A 17196-nucleotide genomic window follows, 5' to 3' on the forward strand; every position below is an offset into this window, starting at 1 on the left:
GTAGTCATTGTATAATAAATTCGGTTATATCATGATAAAGCGCTTTCATTTATAGAGACGGAGGAATTTTATATGCAAGAGATTCTATTATCATTACTCGCAGGTCTGATTTGCGGTGCCATCTTCACTGCACTCAAATTACCATTACCGGCCCCACCGGTGTTACCAGGTGTCGTCGGAATCTTCGGGGTTTTCCTCGGGATGAAAGTTTATCAATTCGTGGTGGCGAACTGGCCATTCTAAAAAAACGATGCCTCGGGCATCGTTTTTTTAGTCTAACGTATGAATGGCTTTATGACAGGTTGGACATACCAAAATTTCATAATCGTCTTCTATGTGATATTCCATCAGTTTGTATGCATCGTTTCCATATCGTTCAAATAAATCGATACCGCATACCGTGCACGTTGTTGATGTCGCATTCGGCGCAATAAGCCTTTCACGAAACAAATGCGCCTCATATGTCTCTTTCGTCCATTTAGATGACGGTACATGATAACCATCCATCCATTTCTTCCGAATCGACTCGTAGGATTCATCTGCCCCATACATCCCCACCTGTAATAGGGGATGATGAAAATGAAGTTGAATTAAGTCTACGAGGCTATACATCGCGACCTCTTCTTTCTCCAGACCGATCCAATACGGATCGTCGGGTCGTTCAATCCTTTCCTCTAGCAGTACTTCAGCCTCCGCCACAATACCATGCCCTAACACTTCGATGAATGCTGTCGGTGTCGTCACCGAACCTTTCACATAAACGGGACTCTGTTCAAGAAAATATTTCGGAAAGGCGTTCCATACATCATATCGATTTGGATCGACCTGTAGAATCGTCATCGCTTATTGATGGGCAAGCGTGAAGCGTTCACGCCATTCAGGATCAAATTGATTCGCACGGAACATTTCGATCTCTTGTTTGTATGGGGCGACTTTTGTTTTTTCACTAATCGGGATATAAGGCGTCTCTAAAATTTTCGGCAGATGCGCGAATGCTTCATGATGAATAATACGATTTAGCGTATCAAATCCAATCTCTCCGTACCCGATGTTTTCATGACGGTCTTTTTTAGCACCGCGCACGTTCTTCGAATCGTTCACATGAATGACACCGAGACGATCGAGCCCGACGATGCGATCGAATTCTTCGATGACGCCGTCTAAATTACCGACCAAATCATATCCCGCATCATGGACGTGGCACGTATCAAAGCAAACAGACAAGCGATCGTTGTGCGTCACACCTTCAATAATAGTCGCCAGTTCCTCAAACGTCTTCCCAAGTTCACTGCCTTTCCCAGCCATCGTTTCGAGTGCGATCTTCACTTGTTCGTCTCCCGTTAACACTTCATTGAGGCCTTCGATGATTCGAGCGAGACCGACTTCTTCCCCGGCACCGACATGGGCACCTGGGTGAAGGACAACGTGTCGTGCGACTTGAAGTGCTTCAGCCCGTTTTAATTCCTGTGTTAAAAAGGACACAGCCAATTCGAATGTCTCGGGTTTTGTCGTATTACCAAGGTTAATAATATATGGAGCATGGACGACAATCTCTTCGATGTCATGTGCCGCCATATGTTTGAGTGCTGCCTCGATATTTAAGTCTTCGATTGGTTTACGTCTTGTATTTTGAGGAGCTCCTGTATATACCATCATCGTGTTTGCACCATAAGAAACAGCCTCTTCACTACCTGCAAGTAACATCTTTTTTCCGGATACCGAAACGTGTGAACCTATTTTTAACATCATCATCTTCCCTTCATTTTCTTCTCTCTTTAGTTTACACAAAAAGAAGAACCGACTCCAAGAAGTCGATTCTCTCAAAAAATTAACGTTTGTTTTTCTTACGTGCAGCTCGACGATCGGAACGTTGTTGTTGCATATGCTCACGTGAAGCCGTTTCTTTTAACTTGTACTTAAATTTCTTTTTATAGCCAGGCTTCACTTTTTTCTTCGCCTTCTTGATTTCACCGGCCATGCGACTGTGTGCCGTATGCGAGACTTTCATCTTCCGGTCTGTTTGACGACGACGACGTGTTTTAATCGGTTGAATCGAACCGTTACGCAAATCGACGTGTGTAAATTCAAACCCACGTTCTTCGAGACGGTTAATCGGTCCATTTTCATGGTCCTCGTATAACGTATACGCTTCACCTGACGCACCTGCACGGCCCGTACGACCGACACGATGCGTATAGAAATCAAGGTCTTTCGGGATTCCGTGGTTGATGACATGAGACACACCAGAGATATCAATTCCGCGTGCCGCCAAGTCAGTGGCAATCACGTATTGGTATTTCGCATCGTTAATATCTTTAATCGCTTGTTTGCGGCGACGTGCCTGCATATCTCCGTGCAATGTACCGACGTTAAGTCCGGCCTCACGGAACGATGCCTCTAACTCATCCGCTTCTTGCTTCGTGTTTGTGAAGACGAGACAAACGAACGGATTGATTGCTTTCGCTATTTCGACAGTCAATTCCTTGCGATCACGGTGACGTACCGGGATGACGTGGTGCTTGATTTTTGGTGCGACACGATGCTCCGGGCTTGCTTCTGCAAAACGTGGATCATGAAGATATTTCTTCAAGAATGGTTCGAGCTTCTCAGGGATTGTTGCTGAGAAGACCATTGTTTGCAGTTTTTCCGGAAGTGCTTGCGCGATGCGATCCACTTCAGGCAGGAATCCCATATCGAGCATTTGGTCGGCTTCATCGACGACGAAATGACTCACTTTATGAGGGAATAATGCTTGTGCCTTCATCAAGTCAAGAATTCGTCCTGGCGTCCCAATGATGATTTGTGGCGGATTTTTCATCTTATCAATTTGACGTTCACGGTCTGTTCCCCCGACAATTAAACTTGATTTAATATACTCCGGGTTCTTAATCAAAATTGATTTCAATTCTTCGTGAATTTGCCAAGCAAGTTCGCGTGTCGGTGCGACAACGATTGCCTGAACGGATTCTTCTTCTGGGTTGATCGCTTCAACGATCGGCAACAAGAATGCGAGTGTTTTACCCGTTCCTGTTTGTGATTTTCCAATAATATCTCGACCATTTAAAGCAGCCGGAATGATCCGTGCTTGTATATCGGTCGGTTTCGTGATGCGTTTTTCTGTTAACGCATCAATCATAAACGGTAGCAATTTGAACTGTTGGAAGCTGTTCAATCGATACACCTCCTGTTTCTTTCCACTTTTCCTAGCATAGCGGAATCAAATCATTTGTCAATCAATCTTTTGCCACACCTTCATATAAATAACTCGATGAATAGTAGTGTTTGGCAATTTTCTTTCCATTTAAATGCTGTTCGAGCGCCTTGAAGCCGACTTCCATCATCTCGTTCGGTGACTGAACGACGGTCGCATTCACTTTCCCGTTTTGAATGAGCGGATAAATGTCTGAAACCCCATCAACCGACACAATCGTTTTATCTGTTAGACCATGGCTTTCTAAAGCGCGAACGACGCCGAACGTATTATCATCATTATGCGAAAACACCGCATCAAATGGAATCTTCTCTTCTAACCAACGTGACATTTCAATCTCTGCTTGAAACGTATCATAATTCCCGGTAATCGACGCGATAATTTGAAAGTCCTCTGCATGTTCTTTCTCATACTCTCGGATCCCTAAACTACGGTCCATAGTGGAACGAACTTTTGGGGTCCCACTCACTTCTACTACACGAATTGGTCGATCTAGGTTTTTATATTTTGCGGCAATCTGTTCGGCTGCCATCCGTCCGATATCCACATTGTCCGATACGACCGATGTCAGGACACTCGGATGATCAATCATGCGATCAATCGCAATGATTGGAATGTTTTTACTTTTCGCACGTTCCAATGATGGTTGGATGAACGTATCATCGAGTGTCGTTAAAAAAATTGCCTCGACCCCACGGTCAATCAATGAATCTAGTTTCTCCTTCTCTAAGACGCGAGAATCTTCACTCGTTGTCGGAATCGGGATAAATCCCTTTTGGTTGGCAGTGTGCACGAACGAATCTAATAGTTTGTTGGCATGTTCGTGTTTATCACTAACGAACACAAAGCCCACTTCTTTTTCGGTAGCTTTTTGCTCAGGGAGTTGAATCGATGTGATGAGAAGAATCGTCATCGCCCAAACGATCGGCAACCAGAGCCAATAATGTTTGAGTCCTTTCATGACGGGTGTCTCCTTGGAATCTTGATTAAGATGGCGGTACCTTTACCTAACACACTATCAATTTCCATCGCACCGTTCACACTCTTCAAATACTCTTGGATCATGTAAATACCAAGACCATTGCCTTTCTCTTTTGTCGTTTTAAATGCAGAACCGATTGTTTCAAGTTGATTCTCACTCATCCCGATTCCATTGTCTTCTATTAGGAAACGATATTCCTGTTCGGTAAAGAGGACGGTGACGACTACACTTCCCTCTGCACCTTTTGATTCGACCGCATCGACCGCATTTTTAAACAGATTGTAGATAATTTGAACGAGCATATCAAACGATGCATAAAATGCTGGCATGTCGTTCGGTACAAGTAATTCCCATTTCGTCGGACGTTTATAACATTCCGCATCCATTAAAAATTCAAGTCGCTTCGTGAACTCTATCATGTCAATCCATGTTTCATATTTTCCGGCCTGATCGGGTTTAGCGAGCGTCAACATGGTCGTAATCAAATCGTTTGCCCGCTCCAACTCTTTGATGGCAACCTTCACCATCTCTTCATCACTCTGCCCTGCTCGTACCATTTGTAACGTGATGTGTACGGGTGTAAGCGGGTTACGAATTTCATGAGCGATCCCCGCGGCCAACTGTCCGAGAGAGGCTAACTTTTCTTGGTGCAAAATCAGCTGTTGTTGACTTAGTTGTTCACGTCGTGACGTCTCCATTCGCTGGGCATAATCATTATACGTGTCGAGTAACGTTTCCACTTCTTTTGAACCCGTTCGTTCTAACGAAATGGTGCCGAGTGACTGTTGCTTTTTGATTTGGTTGACCAACTCGACAAGCGGACTCGTCAACGTACGAGACAACAACAGTCCTACTAGGATACTTAAAAAAAACGTAACGAGGGCAATCATCAGGTACTGCCAACGTGTATCATATACCGTCTCATACACCGAGTCGTTCTGATGCTTAGCGAGCATGCTCCATCCGCTCACTCGAGCATCGGGTTCATACATTAACGTGTCTTCATCCGTACTCAAAATCGTTCGTGAACTTCTACCTAACACGTTATCAATGACTTCTCGTGACACACGGCGTTCTGCATCCGTGACCAAGTTAAAGGAAGTCGTCAACACTTCACCTTGTTCGTCTAATAAGTAAAGAATCATATCATCATTCGCTGACTCTAATGATCTGCGATACAAGTCGGAGTTTAAGACGCTGACACTCCCACCGAATATCCCGATTGGTTGATTGTTTTCAATGACGGGAACGTATAAAAAGGTCCCCATATCTCCACTGATCATCACGGGATCACTCATATATAACTCTTTTCCACTGGCGGTTAACACTTCTTTAAACTTTGAATCCCGCTTGATCGCATAGGAAGGAACCTGTCGTTCCGAATACCATTTGAACGAATCTTGTTTCAAATCATAATAGAAAATGGATGTGAAGCTTGTCCGCTGATTCAAATATCCTGTTTTGATGCGTTCTTCAATCAATGACTCATTTCCGACGTAAGCACCCAGATAAACCAAATCTTCATACAGTTTTCCAAGTCGAGATTCGACATTTTCAATACTGTCGTCGATTGCGTAATCAAATTGCTCTTTTGCCAACTCTTCTGCTCGAGACACCGTGACGCGGTCAGCAGAAAAGGCAAGCGACGAAATGACGAGTGCTAAAATGATGATGATAATAAATGTGATTTGGAAAAAGTATGATTTTTTCAGTTCACGTATTGATTTCATGTGACTCACGGCGTCCCTCCTCTCTAACCTAAAAATTATAGCATGAATACACGCAAATCTTTTCGTATTTTCGAAACAATGTTAGACTAATATGTATGAAAGCACTTCGAAAGGAGCCTTCGTCTTCATATGAAAGTTAAAAAAATTAGTCCTCGCGGATATTGTTATGGTGTCGTCGATGCCATGAAACTTGCAAATGAGGCAGTCGCAAATCCAGATTTGCCACGCCCGATTCATATACTTGGAATGATTGTCCACAACCGTCACGTTACGCAGGCGTTTGAGGATCTTGGTGTCAAAACTGTGGATGGAGAAGATCGCATGCAAGCGCTCGAAACGATCGACCGTGGAACGGTCGTCTTCACGGCACACGGAATCTCACCACTCGTTCGGAAACGGGCGATTGAAAAAGGATTAACGATTGTCGATGCGTCTTGTCCAGATGTACTTGTGACTCACGATTTAATTCGTGAAAAAACGGCAGAAGGATATGATGTCATCTATATCGGAAAACATGGGCATCCTGAGCCTGAAGGGGCGATCGGGGTTGCACCGGACCACGTCCATTTAATTCAATACGAACACGAAATCGACCAATTGCCGAGCCGGTTGTTTGACCGGAAAATTCTCGTGACGAACCAGACGACGATGAGTCAATGGGACGTCTCCGCATTGATTGAAACGATTCAGGCTCGTTACCCACACGTGGAAGTGCATAATGAAATCTGTAATGCGACACAGGTCCGACAAGAAGCTGTCGCTGAACAAGCAGGCGACTGCGAATTGTTGATCGTCGTCGGCGACCCTAAATCAAACAACTCGAATCGCCTGGCACAAGTCTCAAAAGAGATTGCCGGAACGAATGCATATCGCATCGGTGACTTGAGCGAGCTCGACTTGAACTGGCTCGAAGGTGTAGAGACTGTTGCCGTGACATCCGGTGCATCCACACCAACTCCGATCACGAAAAAAGTCATCGACTTCTTGTCACAGTATGACCCGAATGATTTGAGTACTCACGATAAAACACCGTTCCTTGAACTTCGGAGCATCTTGCCGAAAGTAAAAGCATTGCGTAAGTGAAGCAATCCCCCATTCTCTTAGAGGATGGGGGATTTTTACGTGTCATCTGAACTGGAACGGGTTCGTATTCGCCTCTGAAATGAGCAAGTCGACATCGATTTTCGCTTGTTCAAACTTTCTTGAGAGCACATCGATGACCCCTTGCTTCATCACACTTTCGACATGATGACCCGGATCGACAACGGCAAGTCCTAACGCCATCGCATCATGCGCCACGTGGAAGTATAGGTCCCCTGTTACGTAGGCATCTGCTCCTTTAAAGTGAGCAGTCGATACATACTTATTCCCGTCTCCGCCAAGGACCGCCACTTTCTCAATCAACCGTTCCGGATTTCCAACGACGCGTACGCCCTCGACATTGAAAGATGCCTTCACAAGCGCAGCAAACTGTTCAAGCGTCATAGGTTGTTCTAGACGTCCGATTCGCCCTAACCCAAATACGTGCCCTTCTATCTCATCTCGAATCAAGTCGTATGCTACTTCTTCATACGGATGAGCATCTTGCATCGCTCGTAAAACTCGCTTCTTCTGACTCTCTCGAACGACCGTTTCGATTCTCACTTCGCTCACTTGTTCTGTTTCATGCGGTCTTCCAATGAACGGTGTCGTTCCCTCGAGCGGAGTGAACTGTCCAGTGCCAGCAACACGGAACTGACAATCCGCATAGTCTCCGATATGTCCGGCGCCAGCTTTACCTAATGCACGTGACACGTCTTCTGCATGTGACTCCGGAACAAATACGGATAATTTATAAACCGGTTCTTCATACGTCGGAACGAGTACGTTTATGTCGTGTAATCCGATTGCTTCACTCATCCAATCATTCACGCCACCCTCACAGACATCTAGGTTCGTATGCGCCACGTAGACCGCGATATCATGCTGAATACATTTCATCGTGATTTTCCCTGCCGTCGAGCGGTCATTCACCTGAGATAACGGACTAAAGATAGGCGGATGATGGGCGATAATCAAATCCACCTTTTTCTCAATCGCTTCATCCACGACCGATTCAAGCACATCGAGCGTCACCATGATTCGTTTGACGTCTTTATTCAGCGACCCAATTTGCAACCCGATCTTATCTCCTTCGACTGCTAAATGTTTCGGTGCAAATTCTTCAAACAACTGGATCACATGATTTCCGTTCGCCATTATTGACTCACCTCTCTCATCTTGTCACGCATCCGTTTGAACTCATCTTGTTTTTGAATTAAGGCATCTGACTGATTCCCTTCCGCCATTTGACCAAGTACGTAATCCAACTTATCGGCTTCTCTGCTCCATTTTAGCTTGAACGCATCGGACCGCTCCTGCACCAAATACGGACCGAATAAGAGTTGCCACGATTGTTCGGTTGGTTCTTCACTATAGATGGTTTCCGACCCTTTTTCACCAACGAGAATCTCATAAACCTTATCATTTTCTTCGACGATTGATTCTTCGACAAGGACATAGCCGTTCGCTAATAACCAGCTTCGCACATGTTGTCCATCGACATTCGGTTGAAGAATGAGTCGCTCCACTGCACCAAGCTTTTCTTTTCCTGCTTCGAGAATGGACCGAATCAAGCTGCCTCCCATCCCACAAATCGAGATACATGTCGCTTCATCTTCGCCTAGTACGGCTAGTCCGTCGCCAAGACGCACGTCGATGACATCACGTGCCCCAATCAAGTCAACTTGAGCTTTTGCGGCCTCCATCGGTCCGACATTTACTTCACCTGCAATCCCCTTCTCAATGATTCCATGTTGATAGGCATAGCATGGGACATACGCATGGTCTGATCCGATATCAGCGAGCACGCTTCCTTTAGGGATATAATCAACGACCTGCTTTAATCGGCGGTCTAACATGACACGTTCTTGCATACAAGACAACTCCTTTGTTCTACTTCTTCCTTAGCGTATCGAATTCTCCACACTTCGACAACAAAAAACGCACCCCGTCATGGAGTGCGTCACAGCTTATTGTTCAATCAACCAGTTCGCAAGTACTTCTGCTTCTTCAGCCGTTGCAAGACCTGCTGGCATTGCACCTTTACCATTTACAGCGATGTTTGCGATTTCTTCAGCTGAAAGGCGTTCACCGACACCAGTAAGTGCAGGACCGACGCCACCCTCAAGGTTTCCGCCGTGGCAACCTGTGCAACCTTTCGCTGCATACAATTCTTCTGGGTTCATTTCAGTGACTGATGGACCTTCAGCCGCTTGTTGCGCCTGATTCACCCCAAAATACGATAATGATACCATGGCAATAATTGCGACGATTGCGATTGCCGCAAACGGTAACAATGGATTACGCATTGTAGTTCCCCCTCATGTTCATTCCAAATTTCTATCCAACACTATTTTACTCAAAAAATAATAAAGAAGGAAGGAAAATCACTCATTTTCCTCCCTTTCTTCTAAAACTTCACACTTTATTCAAATATGAACTTAATCGAGGAAGTCTTTCAAGCGTTTCGAACGACTTGGATGACGTAATTTCCGGAGTGCTTTCGCCTCGATTTGACGAATCCGTTCACGGGTGACCCCGAATACTTTTCCTACTTCTTCTAGTGTGCGTGTACGACCATCGTCTAAGCCGAAACGGAGACGAAGGACATTTTCCTCGCGGTCCGTCAACGTGTCCAATACGTCTTCTAATTGTTCTTTCAACAATTCGTAAGCTGCCGCATCTTGTGGTGCCATCGCATCTTGGTCTTCAATGAAATCACCGAGATGTGAATCGTCCTCTTCTCCAATTGGTGTTTCAAGAGATACAGGTTCTTGGGCAATCTTCAAAATCTCACGCACTTTTTCAGGTGTGAGTTCCATCTCTTTGGCAATCTCTTCAGGAGATGGTTCACGGCCGAGATCTTGAAGCAATTGGCGCTGCACACGAATGAGCTTGTTAATCGTTTCGACCATGTGCACCGGAATCCGAATTGTACGAGCTTGGTCGGCAATGGCACGTGTAATAGCCTGACGGATCCACCATGTGGCGTATGTCGAGAATTTGAACCCTTTCATGTAGTCGAATTTTTCGACCGCTTTGATGAGTCCCATGTTCCCTTCTTGAATCAAATCAAGGAAAAGCATTCCACGTCCGACATAACGTTTCGCAATCGAAACGACAAGACGTAGGTTCGCTTCTGCGAGACGTTTCTTCGCTTCTTCATCCCCTTGTTCGATTCGTTTAGCGAGCTCTGTCTCGTCTTTTGCACTGAGAAGATCGACGCGTCCGATTTCTTTCAAATACATGCGAACCGGGTCGTTGATTTTAATACCTGGGGGTACCGATAAATCATTTAAATCGACTTCTTCATCTTCTTTTTTCGCAGGTGTTTCTTCTGCGTCCGCCGCATCCTCTGTGACGCGGATATCTTTCGCTTCTAAATCTTCGATGAAGTTATCGATGAAATCCGAATCCACCTCAAAGTGACTGAGGCGATCTTGGATTGCTTGCATTGAGACGACGCCTTTTTTCTTACCTAATTTCTCAAGCTCTTCTATGGCGTTAAATAAATCCTCTTTCTTCTTCTCTGCCATTTAGCAGTTCAACTCCTTCCAAACTTCATCCACGATCATCGTTCTCGAAGACGACGACTACGGGCAATCAATTCTTGTAGCTTGGACGCCTGGTCTACAATACTTTCGGCGTCTTGAGCGATTTCCCTTTTTGCACGCTCAATTTGACGTTGCTCCTCATAACTGTTTATGACCCGAATGTATTCGTCTAAAACCTCTTCAGACAGTTCATCCGGTCCAGCCATCAGTCGAATCTCCGCAAAGCGCATCGCATAGTCGGGGCGTTGATCGCAATAACGCTCCATAAACGGTAGCGTAACTTGATCAAATTCATCTTGCGTCATCGTGTCGGACACGATTTCATATAATGCCGAGCTCAACATACGATGAGTTTCATCCTGATAACCAAGACCCAAACGGTCACGTACAAAACGAACTTGTTCCGGCCCCGTCAACATCGCACGTAACAAGTACTTCTCTGCTTTCATCCAACGAGGCTCACCTGTTTTACTGGAACGTTTTCGTATCGGTTCCACAGGTTCCATCGCACGGGCGGGAGTTGATTCGCTTGACGTCGGACGAGGAATTCTCGAACGAAGCGTCTCTAGTGGAATATCAAACTCATCCGACAATTTTTTCACGTATAAATCTCTTCGAATCGAATCATTTGTCTTGCCGATCTCTTCAAGCATAGATTCAATAAAGCGAATGCGTTCTCCTTCTCGGTTCAAGTTTTTTCCTCGCCGATGCATCCGGTTCATAAAATCAAGGATGCTCAACTGCTCCGTCTCGACAAATTGTTGCCAATGAGTAGCCCCGTGTTGCCGAATATAATCATCCGGGTCCGTCTTTTCGGGTAATGGTAAAACTTGAACATCTAGTGGGGATGTCTCTAATAAACGAATGACTTTTTGTGTCGCCTCTTGTCCCGCATGGTCCCCGTCATAGCAGATGATTACCTCTTCTACGATTCGGGATAAGGCCCTTGCGTGTTGTGGGGAGAACGCAGTACCAAGTGAGGCCACGACCTCTTGAGTCCCGGCTTGAGCAACTTGTAACACGTCCACGTTCCCTTCCACGAGGAAGACACGTTTTTTCTTACGCATCGTCGCCCGGGCTTGAGAGAATCCAAATAATAATTCACTCTTATTGAATAATGGCGTTTCAGCCGTATTCACGTATTTAGGTTGTCTGTCATCAATCGCGCGTCCACTGAAGCCAACGATGGTGCCGTCTCGATCCGCAATCGGAAAGACGACCCGTCCTTCAAATCGGTCAAAATATTCACCGGACTTCGACTTTGAAATCAAACCCGCTTCAACCATCACTTCTAAATCAAACCCGCGCCGCTCCAACAACTCGACAGTAAAGCGTCGTTGGTCTGGGGCAAACCCAATTTTGTATTGCGCCATCGTATCTTCAGACAGATCCCGATTTCGCAAGTACGATAAGCCTACTTCGCCAGCCTCCGTTTTCATCAACACTTCGTGATACAGGTCAGCGACAAGCCGATGCGCATCCCGCATCTGTTTACGCCAAACTTGTTCACGCGTCAATTCCTCGTCGCCTTGAATACCATCTACTGAAATATTCGCACGTGTGGCGAGGCGCTCGACTGTCTCAGGAAAGGACAAGCCCTCGGTTTCCATCACGAATGTAAACACATTCCCTCCGGCACCGCAACCGAAACAGTGATACATCCCCTTTTCGGGTGAAACGGAGAAAGACGGTGAGTTTTCAGAATGAAACGGACACAATCCAACGAGACGATGTCCCTGTTTCTTCAGTTCGACTCGTTCACCAATCAGTTCAACGATATCAGTCGCTTGTTTCACTTCTGCGATGACTTCATCTGGTATACGTGGCATCTTGACCACTCCCTGTTTCCAATCTCGCAACGAAACGGAACGCTGATCACGTTCCGTTTCACTGTACTGTCAATACTCTATTATACCCTCTTGAGGCAATGATTACTATTTGAAACACTTACACGATTCAGTCGTCTCTCGATTGCTCAAGATGTCGTAAAATAATACCCGCTGTCTCTTCGACGGCTTTATTCGTCACATCAATCACATCACAACCGATTCGTTCATAAATCCCACGTGCATACTCGAGTTCGCGATTGATTCGCTCGAGCTGTGCATAATCGGCTTCCGGTTTTAACCCAAGTGACTTGAGGCGCTCCATTCGAATCGAAATCAATTTTTCTGGAGAGATGATTAGTCCGACACACCGTTCTGCCGGTAAATCAAATAATTCCTCAGGAGGTCGTGATTCCGGGACAAGTGGCACGTTCGCGACCTTATATCGTTTTAGTGCCAAATATTGTGATAGCGGCGTCTTTGATGTTCGTGACACACCGACGAGTACGATGTCGGCTTTCTTCAACCCTCGTGGGTCTCGACCATCATCGTATTTAACGGCAAATTCCATCGCCTCGATTTTCCGGAAATAATCGTCATCCAATCGATAGATGAGACCCGGCTTTTCACGAGGTGCTTCTTTCAGCTGTCCGGATAATACGTCGAGTAAATCGCCGAGCAGATCAACTGTCTTGACGTGATGCTCTTCACCGAGTCGCATCAGAAGGGCGCGATGCTCTTCATTGACGAGTGTGAATGCAATAATCGCCTGCTGCGCCTTCGCTTGCGTGACGACATCGATAATCGTCTGCTCATCTTCGACGAACGGGATGCGAAGGGTTTCAATCGCATTCTCATGGAATTGGATACTCGCTGCACGGACGACGAGTTCACATGTTTCCCCGACCGAGTCACTCACAACGAACACGAGTTGTTTCGTAGTCAATTCAGTTTCCTCCTCAGATCGACTCATCGTTCGCTAACGCAATGAGCACCTTCGTCATATTAGTCTTCGTCATTCGTCCGAGCACAATCAGTTTCCCATCTTTTTCTTCCACGACGGGCATGGCATCGATTTGTTTCTCAATCAATTTCATACCAGCACGAATCAACGTTTCAGATTTCTCACATACCGTAATGTTTGGCATACGGGTCATGATGACGTTAACTGGTAATTGATCTAAGTCTTGATTCCCAATTGCCGCACGAAGGAGATCTTTCCGAGAAAGTACCCCGACCAACTCTCGGTCACGCCCGACAACGAATAAAGATCCCACATCTTCTAAGAATAACGTGACAATCGCATCATATACCGTCATCTCATCTCGGACGACTTTCGCAGAAGACATAAAATCTCCTACGGTAAGCGAATCAAGTTTTTCACGGAGCATCGACGAATTTCGTTTGCCAACGAACGTGTAGCCGACACGAGGTCTAGCTTCAAGTATTCCTGTCATCGTCAAAATGGCAAGGTCTGGCCGTAGGGTCGCACGCGTCAACGACAACTCTTGAGCGATGTGCTCCCCTGTAATCGGACCATTTTCCTTCACAATTTCAACGATTTTTTGTTGGCGTTCATTCAGTTGCATAGCCAACCCCCTCTAGTTTGTTTAGAGTACGAGCGCGTTGAAGTCTGCGACACTCTTAATCGTCGTTGCAAGTCGGTTCATTTCATGGAGACGATTTTGGCGAATGGCCTCGTCCTCACTCATGACCATTGTATGTTCGAAATACATCATAATCGGTGTTTCGAGCGTTTGAAGAAGTTGTAACGCTTTGTTGTAATCACCCGTTTGAACGGCCTTCATCGTTTCAGAAGCTGTCTGTTCGATTGCTTCGTGTAACGCAACTTCTTGATCATTCTCAAACAAGGCAGGGTCGACGTCACCCGATTCACCTTTTTTCGAGATGTTGACGACACGTGATAACTGTTCAATCAACGCTTTCGCATCGTTCGATACAAAGTCTTGAATCGCGTGGGCACGAGCATCCAAACGATCGACCGTAAGCGTTGTTGTCAATACAGCATCAATCACATCATAACGAACCTGTTGCTCTTGTAGGCGATATTTCAAGCGTAGTTTGAAGAATTCATCAAGTTGTGCTTTAACTTGTTCTTTATCGGCTTCATAGAGTCCTGCTTCTAGTTGCAATTCGACAACTTTTGAAAGAAGTTTGTCGATTGATAGGTCAATCTTCCAATCCCCAAGAATTTGGACAACACCTTGGGCCTGGCGACGAAGCGCGAACGGGTCTTGTGAACCACTCGGAATCATACCGATACCAAAGAATGCGGCAATCGAGTCCAGTTTGTCAGAAAGGGCGAGCACAGCACCTGTTGCCGTTTCGGGAGAGGCATCTCCTGCGAAGCGTGGCATATAGTGTTCACGGATTGCAGCCGCGACTTCCTTGTCCTCACCTTGCTGAAGCGCATACTTTTCACCCATGATGCCTTGAAGTTCTGTAAACTCATATACCATTTGACTGACGAGGTCGAACTTATGAATCGCACCAGCACGATTTACTTTTTCGAGGTCAGCTTTAAATAACGGCGCAAGCGACTTCGCGATTTCTGTTACACGACGCGTTTTTGCTCCAGTCGTTCCCAATTTTTCATGGAAGACGATGCGGTCAAGACGACCGAGCTGATCATCAATCTTCGTCTTTTTGTCCTCTTCATAGAAGAACACGGCATCCGCAAGACGCGCACGAATGACTTTTTCGTTCCCGCGTGCGACATTCTCAAGATGGTCGGCATTCCCGTTTCGAACGGTAACGAAATAATTTTTTAACGTACCATCGATATAGACCGGGAAATAGCGTTGGTGCTCTTTCATCGTCGTGATGAGTACCTCTTCCGGTAAATCAAGATATGTCTCATCAAACTCACCAAAGAGTGCAGTCGGCCACTCGACTAAGTTTGTTACTTCTTCCAACAAGTCGGCATCAAGTGGAATTGTCCATCCTTGTTTCGCGGCAAGCTCTTGAATTTGACGTTCGATTTCGGCTTTTCGCGTCTCGTAGTTTGCCATGACGAAGGCAGCTTCTAGTGCTTCTACGTATTCACCAGATGAGTTGACGACAACGTCTCCTTTACTGAGGAAGCGATGACCTCGTGTCACGTTATTCGTTTTCACGCCTTCGATTGTGAAGTCGATGATGTCTTGACCAAAGAGTGCGATCAACCAACGAATCGGGCGCATATACCGTAGGCTGCTCGTTCCCCACTTCATATTTTTCGGGAACGTCATGCTACGGACTACGTCTTCAAGTCCGTTTAATAACGAAACTGTTTCTTGTCCTTTTTCATGACGCTCTGCAAAGACGTACTCGACTCCCTTTTCTTCTGCGAAATAAAGGTCCTCTACCGTGAGTCCACGACCGCGAGCAAAACCTTGCGCCGCCTTTGACCAGTTGCCGTCCGCATCTTGCGCAATCTTCTTGGCCGGTCCACGAAGGGTTTCTGTCAAGTCTTGTTGTGTTTCGGCTACATCACGAACGATGACAGCCAACCGGCGTGGTGTCGAGTACACTTCGATCGAGCCAAAATCAACACGCGCCTCTTTTAAAAACGCATCAACACGTTCCGCCAGCTGTTTCTCTGAACGTAAGACATATTGAGCCGGTAGCTCCTCTAATCCAATCTCTAACAAAAGGTCACGCATTCAAGTCACCTGCTTTCTCTTGTTTCAAAAGTGGGAAACCAAGGCGTTCCCGTTCTTCAATAAATTTAGCGGCACACGCACGTGACATATTTCGGACACGTTGGATAAACCCTGTACGTTCTGTCACAGAAATAGCGCCTTTCGCGTCCAACAAGTTGAACGTATGCGAACATTTTAAAATGTAGTCGTATGCAGGGAAGACAAGGTTTTCTTCAAGCGCACGCTTCGCTTCTTTCTCATACGTATCAAATAACGTGAACAACATATCAACATCAGACAGTTCGAACGTATATTTCGAATGTTCAAATTCAGGTTGATAGAAGATGTCGCCGTATTTGAATCCATCTGTCCAAACAAGGTCGAATACACTTTCTACTTCCTGAATATAGGAAGCGAGACGTTCAAGTCCGTATGTGATTTCCACGGCAATCGGGTCACACTCAATTCCACCGACTTGTTGGAAGTACGTGAACTGTGTGATCTCCATTCCATTCAACCAAACTTCCCAACCGAGACCCGCTGCTCCGAACGTCGGGTTTTCCCAGTTGTCTTCGACGAAACGGATGTCATGCTCGAGCGGATTGATGCCAATCAATTCAAGACTCTCTAAGTACAACTCCTGGATGTTACTCGGTGACGGCTTCATGATCACCTGGAACTGATGGTGTTGATATAGACGGTTCGGGTTTTCCCCGTAACGACCGTCAGCCGGTCGGCGTGATGGCTCTGTATAACAAACATTCCATGGTTCTGGACCTAAGCTTCTAAGGAACGTCATCGGGTTCATCGTCCCGGCTCCTTTTTCTACATCGTACGCCTGCATCGTCAAACAACCTTTTGACGCCCAAAAGTTTTGTAGCGTGAGAATGATTTCTTGCACTGTCATGTGCTTCATTAATGACACCTCCAATAGTATTGAAACGACAAAAAACGCCCCTATGTGCCCAGCACATAGGGACGGGATTGATTCCCGCGGTTCCACCCTACTTGCCCCAATAATGGGGCCACTCTTAAAAGATGTGGGCGCTCTGGAATCGCCATTCGCTCTTCTCATGACGCCCGGCTCACACCAACCCGGACTCGCTTCATTCATGACAGGAAGAGTTACTTTTTTCCTTCATCGCGCACGCTATTTCATTTGTCTAATC

16 protein-coding genes are annotated in these 17196 nt (G+C 46.0%); 2 read left to right on the forward strand and 14 right to left on the reverse strand.

Annotated features, from left to right (window positions below):
- Positions 1 to 72: 72 nt before the first annotated feature.
- A complete protein-coding gene (locus KNO66_RS05605) occupies positions 73 to 243 on the forward strand; it encodes a DUF1427 family protein (protein ID WP_074033351.1) in 171 nt (56 codons plus the stop codon).
- 27 nt (positions 244 to 270) lie between these two features.
- On the opposite strand, the gene KNO66_RS05610 is transcribed toward KNO66_RS05605, so the two are convergent.
- From KNO66_RS05610 to KNO66_RS05630, 5 genes are all read right to left on the reverse strand, one after another.
- Positions 271 to 840 (reverse strand): hypothetical protein, encoded by a 570-nt coding sequence (locus KNO66_RS05610; RefSeq protein ID WP_214741196.1) that lies wholly within the window; start codon positions 838 to 840, stop codon positions 271 to 273.
- A 3-nt stretch (positions 841 to 843) separates the two neighbouring features.
- Positions 844 to 1746, reverse strand: coding sequence for a deoxyribonuclease IV (locus KNO66_RS05615; RefSeq protein ID WP_214742389.1), 903 nt, complete (start codon positions 1744 to 1746; stop codon positions 844 to 846).
- Between the two features lie 82 nt (positions 1747 to 1828).
- Positions 1829 to 3172: a DEAD/DEAH box helicase gene (locus KNO66_RS05620; protein WP_214741198.1), complete on the reverse strand. Its 1344-nt coding sequence runs from the start codon at positions 3170 to 3172 to the stop codon at positions 1829 to 1831.
- A 61-nt stretch (positions 3173 to 3233) separates the two neighbouring features.
- On the reverse strand, positions 3234 to 4172 hold the full coding sequence (locus KNO66_RS05625) for a sugar ABC transporter substrate-binding protein (protein WP_214741200.1): 939 nt from the start codon (positions 4170 to 4172) through the stop codon (positions 3234 to 3236).
- Positions 4169 to 5923 (reverse strand): sensor histidine kinase, encoded by a 1755-nt coding sequence (locus KNO66_RS05630; protein ID WP_251127354.1) that lies wholly within the window; start codon positions 5921 to 5923, stop codon positions 4169 to 4171. The genes KNO66_RS05625 and KNO66_RS05630 overlap by 4 nt, the downstream gene beginning before the upstream one ends.
- A gap of 129 nt (positions 5924 to 6052) precedes the next feature.
- On the opposite strand from KNO66_RS05630, the gene KNO66_RS05635 reads away from it, so the two are divergent.
- Complete coding sequence (locus KNO66_RS05635) at positions 6053 to 7006, forward strand: 4-hydroxy-3-methylbut-2-enyl diphosphate reductase (protein ID WP_214741205.1); 954 nt, start codon at positions 6053 to 6055, stop codon at positions 7004 to 7006.
- Between the two features lie 42 nt (positions 7007 to 7048).
- Here KNO66_RS05635 and KNO66_RS05640 read toward each other — a convergent pair whose 3' ends face one another.
- From KNO66_RS05640 to glyQ, 9 genes are all read right to left on the reverse strand, one after another.
- Positions 7049 to 8161: a Nif3-like dinuclear metal center hexameric protein gene (locus KNO66_RS05640; RefSeq protein ID WP_214741212.1), complete on the reverse strand. Its 1113-nt coding sequence runs from the start codon at positions 8159 to 8161 to the stop codon at positions 7049 to 7051.
- A complete protein-coding gene (locus KNO66_RS05645) occupies positions 8161 to 8877 on the reverse strand; it encodes a tRNA (adenine(22)-N(1))-methyltransferase (RefSeq protein ID WP_214741214.1) in 717 nt (238 codons plus the stop codon). The genes KNO66_RS05640 and KNO66_RS05645 overlap by 1 nt, the downstream gene beginning before the upstream one ends.
- Positions 8878 to 8973: 96 nt before the next feature.
- Entirely contained in the window at positions 8974 to 9312 is a 339-nt protein-coding gene (gene cccA, locus KNO66_RS05650) for a cytochrome c550 (RefSeq protein ID WP_214741216.1), read from the reverse strand.
- 132 nt (positions 9313 to 9444) lie between these two features.
- Positions 9445 to 10539: an RNA polymerase sigma factor RpoD gene (rpoD, locus tag KNO66_RS05655; protein WP_012726640.1), complete on the reverse strand. Its 1095-nt coding sequence runs from the start codon at positions 10537 to 10539 to the stop codon at positions 9445 to 9447.
- Positions 10540 to 10574: 35 nt separating this feature from the next.
- Positions 10575 to 12386 (reverse strand): DNA primase, encoded by a 1812-nt coding sequence (dnaG, locus tag KNO66_RS05660; RefSeq protein WP_214741218.1) that lies wholly within the window; start codon positions 12384 to 12386, stop codon positions 10575 to 10577.
- Between the two features lie 127 nt (positions 12387 to 12513).
- Complete coding sequence (locus tag KNO66_RS05665; RefSeq protein WP_214741220.1) at positions 12514 to 13356, reverse strand: pyruvate, water dikinase regulatory protein; 843 nt, start codon at positions 13354 to 13356, stop codon at positions 12514 to 12516.
- Positions 13343 to 13972 (reverse strand): transcriptional regulator CcpN, encoded by a 630-nt coding sequence (ccpN, locus tag KNO66_RS05670; RefSeq protein WP_214741222.1) that lies wholly within the window; start codon positions 13970 to 13972, stop codon positions 13343 to 13345. The genes KNO66_RS05665 and ccpN overlap by 14 nt, the downstream gene beginning before the upstream one ends.
- A gap of 21 nt (positions 13973 to 13993) precedes the next feature.
- The gene (gene glyS / locus KNO66_RS05675) at positions 13994 to 16048 is read right to left on the reverse strand and encodes a glycine--tRNA ligase subunit beta (RefSeq protein WP_214741224.1); all 2055 of its coding nucleotides are present in this window, start codon (positions 16046 to 16048) and stop codon (positions 13994 to 13996) included.
- Positions 16041 to 16934, reverse strand: a complete 894-nt coding sequence (gene glyQ / locus KNO66_RS05680) for a glycine--tRNA ligase subunit alpha (protein WP_193343263.1) — start codon at positions 16932 to 16934, stop codon at positions 16041 to 16043. Before glyQ ends, glyS begins: the two co-directional genes overlap by 8 nt.
- Positions 16935 to 17196 lie beyond the last annotated feature (262 nt).

Source organism: Exiguobacterium sp. s48 (genome assembly GCF_018617395.1).
In the GTDB taxonomy this organism is placed as follows: Bacteria; Bacillota; Bacilli; order Exiguobacteriales; family Exiguobacteriaceae; genus Exiguobacterium.

Excerpts from the sequence above, each read along its gene's own strand:
- KNO66_RS05605 (WP_074033351.1), top strand. The coding sequence starts at position 73 with ATGCAAGAGATTCTATTATCATTACTCGCAGGTCTGATTTGCGGTGCC.
- KNO66_RS05610 (WP_214741196.1), bottom strand. The coding sequence starts at position 840 with ATGACGATTCTACAGGTCGATCCAAATCGATATGATGTATGGAACGCC.
- KNO66_RS05615 (WP_214742389.1), bottom strand. The coding sequence starts at position 1,746 with ATGTTAAAAATAGGTTCACACGTTTCGGTATCCGGAAAAAAGATGTTA.
- KNO66_RS05625 (WP_214741200.1), bottom strand. The coding sequence starts at position 4,172 with ATGAAAGGACTCAAACATTATTGGCTCTGGTTGCCGATCGTTTGGGCG.
- KNO66_RS05630 (WP_251127354.1), bottom strand. The coding sequence starts at position 5,923 with ATGAAATCAATACGTGAACTGAAAAAATCATACTTTTTCCAAATCACA.
- KNO66_RS05635 (WP_214741205.1), top strand. The coding sequence starts at position 6,053 with ATGAAAGTTAAAAAAATTAGTCCTCGCGGATATTGTTATGGTGTCGTC.
- KNO66_RS05640 (WP_214741212.1), bottom strand. The coding sequence starts at position 8,161 with ATGGCGAACGGAAATCATGTGATCCAGTTGTTTGAAGAATTTGCACCG.
- KNO66_RS05645 (WP_214741214.1), bottom strand. The coding sequence starts at position 8,877 with ATGCAAGAACGTGTCATGTTAGACCGCCGATTAAAGCAGGTCGTTGAT.
- cccA (WP_214741216.1), bottom strand. The coding sequence starts at position 9,312 with ATGCGTAATCCATTGTTACCGTTTGCGGCAATCGCAATCGTCGCAATT.
- rpoD (WP_012726640.1), bottom strand. The coding sequence starts at position 10,539 with ATGGCAGAGAAGAAGAAAGAGGATTTATTTAACGCCATAGAAGAGCTT.
- dnaG (WP_214741218.1), bottom strand. The coding sequence starts at position 12,386 with ATGCCACGTATACCAGATGAAGTCATCGCAGAAGTGAAACAAGCGACT.
- KNO66_RS05665 (WP_214741220.1), bottom strand. The coding sequence starts at position 13,356 with ATGAGTCGATCTGAGGAGGAAACTGAATTGACTACGAAACAACTCGTG.
- ccpN (WP_214741222.1), bottom strand. The coding sequence starts at position 13,972 with ATGCAACTGAATGAACGCCAACAAAAAATCGTTGAAATTGTGAAGGAA.
- glyS (WP_214741224.1), bottom strand. The coding sequence starts at position 16,048 with ATGCGTGACCTTTTGTTAGAGATTGGATTAGAGGAGCTACCGGCTCAA.
- glyQ (WP_193343263.1), bottom strand. The coding sequence starts at position 16,934 with ATGACAGTGCAAGAAATCATTCTCACGCTACAAAACTTTTGGGCGTCA.